The organism is Halanaerobium sp. (assembly GCF_003070835.1).
On the sequence record NZ_QBLR01000262.1, the window covers coordinates 1 to 4,847 of the forward strand.

The 4,847-nt window shown below is 36.3% G+C and carries 5 protein-coding genes; all 5 read right to left on the bottom strand.

Features of this window, described 5'->3' with window-relative positions; genetic code table 11:
* A partial coding sequence (locus CI949_RS16895) for an aspartate aminotransferase family protein (protein WP_290768499.1) occupies positions 1–1,132 on the bottom strand: 1,132 nt, incomplete at its 3' end.
* 109 nt (positions 1,133–1,241) lie between these two features.
* On the bottom strand, positions 1,242–1,940 hold the full coding sequence (dapD, locus tag CI949_RS16900) for a 2,3,4,5-tetrahydropyridine-2,6-dicarboxylate N-acetyltransferase (RefSeq protein ID WP_290768502.1): 699 nt from the start codon (positions 1,938–1,940) through the stop codon (positions 1,242–1,244).
* A gap of 134 nt (positions 1,941–2,074) precedes the next feature.
* Positions 2,075–2,728, bottom strand: a complete 654-nt coding sequence (locus tag CI949_RS16905) for a 4-hydroxy-tetrahydrodipicolinate reductase (RefSeq protein WP_290768505.1) — start codon at positions 2,726–2,728, stop codon at positions 2,075–2,077.
* Entirely contained in the window at positions 2,725–3,603 is an 879-nt protein-coding gene (gene dapA, locus CI949_RS16910; RefSeq protein WP_290768508.1) for a 4-hydroxy-tetrahydrodipicolinate synthase, read from the bottom strand. The genes CI949_RS16905 and dapA overlap by 4 nt, the downstream gene beginning before the upstream one ends.
* A 1-nt stretch (position 3,604) precedes the next feature.
* Positions 3,605–4,837, bottom strand: a complete 1,233-nt coding sequence (locus CI949_RS16915; RefSeq protein WP_365941859.1) for a diaminopimelate decarboxylase — start codon at positions 4,835–4,837, stop codon at positions 3,605–3,607.
* Positions 4,838–4,847 lie beyond the last annotated feature (10 nt).

The following is a 4,847-nucleotide window of genomic DNA, read 5'->3' on the forward strand; positions in this document are numbered from 1 at the left end:
TTGAGTTCATTGATTTTGTTATTTTTTCTAATTTTTCTATTAGTTCATCTATTTCATTTTTAGTGATATTTAAAGCAGGTAAAAAGCGAATTATCCTGCCTTTAACAAGATTCAGTAAAACTCCTTCTGCCTGAGCTCTGTCCCTTAAATTAGGAATTACTTCTTTTAACTCAATTCCCAGCATTAAGCCAATTCCTCTGACATCCTCAATCTTTTCCGAATCAAGTTCTTTTAATCTGTTCAGAAAATATTCTCCTCTTTCAGCAATTGAAGCCTGCATTTCTTCCAGCTCTTCTAAAACAACTTTTGCTCCTCTTAGAGCAAGTGGATTGGGAGCAAAAGTTGAGCCGTGGTCACCTGGTTTAAGTACCTCTGTCATTTCTCCAACCATAATTACTCCCCCCAGCGGCAGACCACCTCCAAGTGCTTTGGCAACTGTAACCAGGTCAGGTTTTAAATCAAAATGCTGATAAGAATATTGCTTAGCAGTTCTGTAAAGACCTGCCTGTACTTCATCAACAGCCAGAATCCAATTATTGGCCGCTATTTGACTTTTAAGTTCCGCTATAAATTCTTGAGTTGCTGGCTGCACCCCACCAGAACCCTGCAGTGGTTCAAAAAAAACTGCTTTAATATCCGGATTATCTGCTGCTGTCTTTTTTAGACTCTCTACATTATTAAATTCTGCTTCTATTGTGTCCGGAAGCAGGGGTTTAAACTGGTCTCTAATTCCAGGAAAACCATTAACTGATAGTGCACCTAATGACCTGCCGTGGAATGAATTACTAAAAAATAAAATTTTTCCACCATCAATTTTCTTTTTAATAACTTTTAAGGCCAGCTCAGTTGCTTCAGTACCTGAGTTAACAAAAAATACTTTTTCTCCCTGACTGGTAATTAACTCTGCTACTCGTTCTGTATCCTCATCTAAAAAATAATTAGAAGTATGAGCATAGCGTTCTAATTTTTTAGAGATTTCTTTTACAACTTTAGGATGACTGTGGCCCAGGGCCAGTACTCCAATCCCGGCAAAAGTATCAAAATATTTATTACCGTCAGTATCATAAATATAGACACCTTCTGCTCTTTCGATAGTAAAATCATAATTGTTATAAAGTTTTAAATAACGCATTTTTAAAACATCCTTTATCAATATATTTGAGAATAGATATAATACACCTGCCTAATTTGAAAAAGCTGGCCAAAATAAATTCAGCCAGCCTTAATCTTAAAGTTAATTTTTAAAGTTGGCGCAAACTTGCCATTATTTCAGTCTTCTGTTTTGTCCGATCATCTACATTTTTAATCTTTTTAGCAGGAGAACCGGCATAAACTGCACCAGCAGGAATATCATCAATAACAATCGAACCGGCTGCAACAACAGCACCTTCACCAATATGCACTCCTTCTAAAACAACTGCATTAGCTCCAATCAGTACATTATCTTCTACAATAACCGGATCAGCACTTGGTGGTTCAATAACTCCGGCTAAAACAGTTCCAGCACCAATGTGGCAATTGTCACCAACTGTAGCTCGGCCTCCGAGCACAGTATTCATATCAATCATTGTATTGACACCAATTTTAGCACCAATATTGATAACTGCTCCCATCATCAGCACACAGCCATCTCCAATTTCAACCTGGTCCCGAATATGGACTCCAGGTTCGATTCTGCAGTTATACTGGCTGTAATCCGCTAATGGTATAGCAGAATTAAGTCTGTCCATTTCAACTCTGGATTGTTTCAATTTATCTCCCAGTTTTTCCTTGATTGCTTCTGCTTCTTTCTGCTCACAGAAAACAACACCAGAGCTGTCATCTCCATAATATTCGTAAGTACTTAAAACTTTCTTTAAATCTTCGCCCTTAACATAAAATTTAACAGGTGAATTCTTAGTAGAATTTGAAATATAGTCAATTAAATCATATGAATTCATCATTATTCCTCCAGTTATATATTTCAACTTTTAATTATCAAGATTAAGATTTTAATTTACGCTTCAGGTATCTGTCAAAAATCAGAATTATAATTGAATGACTTAGTTTTTCTTAAAAGAAATTTGGAATGAAACTATAACTCTGATTTTAAAATTTCAGAAAAACTATAAAATCCGGGCTCCAGCTTCATAATTTTTTCAGCACTTAAAAGTACTCCCTGAGTAAAAGCCTCTCTCGAATAAGCCCTGTGCTTTAGAGTCAGTACTTCTCCTGTGCTGGCAAAGTCCACTTCGTGCTCACCAAATTCTGAACCCAGTCGTTTAGAATGCATTTCTACATCTCTATCTATAAGATCTCCCAGCATAATTGCTGTACCTGATGGTTTATCTTTTTTAAAGCGGTGATGAGTCTCGGAAATTTCTATATCCCAATCCTGATCTACATACTGATTTACTTCCTGGATCAGTTCAGATAGAATATTGATTCCAATAGAAAAATTAAAGCTCTGAATCACGGGCACCTCTGCTGCCAGCTTATCTAATTCAGCAAAATCAGATTCATCTAAACCGGTAGTCCCAATTACCAGAGGTACCTCTTTTTCCTTAATGACTCTTACTGTATCAGCAAAAGCTTCTTCTAGAGAAAAATCGATAATTACTTCCGGTTTTTCTATTTCTTTTTCACCATTTTCATCTTTCTGATAGACCAGTTTATGGCCAGCTTCAGAAAATAATTCTTCAATTGCCTGTCCCATCCGACCAGAATAACCTATGATTCCATATTTCATACAATATCCAGCTCCTTCATTTCATCTAAAATTAACTGTTGATTCTCCGGACTTAAATTAATCAGGGGACGGCGGAGATTATTATTAGAAAGTCCAATCTGCTGCATCGCAAATTTAATTGGAATTGGGTTAACATCAACAAAAATAAGCCTCATTAATTTTAAGTATTTATAATGTAAGTCTCTCGCAGCTTGATAATCTCCGGCTAAAATATGAGAAGTAATCTTCTTCATTACTCCGGGCATTAGATTTGAAAATACCGAAATAACCCCACTACCTCCACACAGCATCAATGGTAGAGCCTGGTCATCATTTCCAGAAAAAATAGTTTTACTATTTCTAGCAATTTCGATCACATTTAAGATCTGGCTCATATCTCCACTGGCTTCCTTAATAGCAGCAATATTATCTTCCATTTCAGCCATTTTCTTAAAAGTCTCCGGTTCAATATTAACTCCGGTTCTGGAAGGTACATTGTAGGCAATAATCGGAAGTTCAGTCTGACTGGCAATATGTGTATAGTGGTCGACCAATCCTGCCTGACTTGTCTTATTATAATAAGGAGTTACAATTAAAAGTCCATCAGCACCCTGTTCTTCGGCCAGTTTATTCATTTCAATTACTTTTACAGTATCATTAGTCCCAGTACCAATAATTACAGGTACTTCACCATCAGCCTTAGCCACTGCTATTTTAGTCAGTTCTTTTCTTTCTTCTAGATGTACAGTTGGAGATTCACCTGTGGTTCCCAATACCACAAGTGCATCAATATTGTTTTCTAATTGATGGTCTAAAATCTTTTCAAATAAATCATAATCAACCTCACCATTGCCTTTAAAAGGAGTAATCAACGCTGTTCCCACACCTTTAAACATATTAATAACCTCCTATTACAGTAGTCGTATAATCTTCAAAAGTTTCATCACGCCTGATCTGTTTCACTTTACCATCAATAGTGTACAAAAATTCTCCGTTTCTGAGCATTCCATTATAATTAAAGCCCATTGCATGTCCGTGAGCGCCTGTATCATGAATCACAATTAGATCTCCCAACTTGCTCTCAGGAAGTCGGCGGTCAATTGCAAATTTATCATTGTTTTCACAGAGGGAGCCAATTACATCATATTCATTTGATTTTTCTTCCCCTCGAGCTTCTGCATCAATATTGGTTAAATGGTGATAGCTTCTATACATTGCCGGTCTCATTAAATCTGACATTGAAGCATCTACACCCAGATATTTTTTGTATGTTTCCTTTTTCTTAATCACTTCTGTCACTAAATAGCCTGATTCGCCAGTAATGTAGCGGCCAGATTCCATAAAAATTTTAGGCTGCAGTCCATTTGCCCTTAAAACTTTATCATAGGCTTCATTTACCGCTCCTGATATTGCATCTAGATCAACAAATTCTTCTGGTTGATAGGGGATTCCAATTCCGCCTCCAATGTTGATGAAGTCAATCTCAATTCCAAATTCATTTATAATTTCTCTGGCAAATTCAAAAAGCATTTCCGTATACTCACCAAAAATTTGGGGATCATTTTCATTGGAAACCACCATAGTGTGCAGTCCAATTGATTTAATTCCCTGCCCTGCCAGAAAAGATACTGCATCTTTGATCTGCTCTGCAGTTGAACCAAACTTTGATTCTTTAGAATCACCCATAATTTCATTTTCAATTGTGCCGGGGTTTAATCTAAAACAAATATTTTCTGGTATAATCTCATTTTCAAAAAGCTCATAAATATCTGCTGCCCAGTCAATATTTATAATGCAGCCTTTATCTACTGCATACCTGTAGGCATCAATTGTAGTCAGATTAGAGGTGAACATTATATCCTCTCCGCTAAAACCGACCATTTCTGCCAGTCTAATTTCGGTTACAGTTGCTGCATCAACCCCACAGCTATTTTCCTTCATTATTTTTAAAACATGTGGATTTGGATTGGCTTTAATGGCAAAGAATTCTTTAAAATCCGCCCAGCTAAAGGAAGAATTTAAATTGTTTAAGCGATCAACAATGGTCTGTTCATCATAAATGTGAAACGGAGTTCCATATTCTTTTACTGTTTTTCTAATTTTAGTTTCAGGTATAGTTATTGTTTTCATAAATCTACTC